The following is a 272-nucleotide window of genomic DNA, read 5'->3' as shown; positions in this document are numbered from 1 at the left end:
GTGCAGGCCGTTGCGGCGCGAGCCGTCCCAGGAAGGCCTCTCTCCGCCAGCGGTATGCATGCCGGGCAGCCAGAATCTGCCGGCTTCCTGCGGGTTCCGCGGATCGGACATATCGATCGTGATGAAGATATAGTCCGTATATCCATCGAGCAGCGCCGACGCATAGGCCCAGCGCCCCCCCGAATACCACACGCGGTGGATGCCACCGCCGTCCACGCCCATGAAGCCGACTTCGCGCGGCGCGCCTCCCTTCGAGATGTCATAGACGGCGA

Annotated in this window: 1 protein-coding gene; it reads right to left on the bottom strand. The window is 65.4% G+C overall.

All coding sequences use genetic code 11. The features are described 5' to 3' along the window. A partial coding sequence (locus SB725_RS31260) for a hypothetical protein (RefSeq protein WP_410923288.1) occupies positions 1 to 272 on the bottom strand: 272 nt, incomplete at both ends.

Source organism: Pseudomonas sp. SIMBA_041 (assembly GCF_046535095.1).
In the GTDB taxonomy this organism is placed as follows: Bacteria; Pseudomonadota; Gammaproteobacteria; order Pseudomonadales; family Pseudomonadaceae; genus Aquipseudomonas; species Aquipseudomonas mucoides.
Note: the sequence above shows the minus strand (reverse complement) of the source record. Positions and strands in the feature narration are given on the sequence as shown.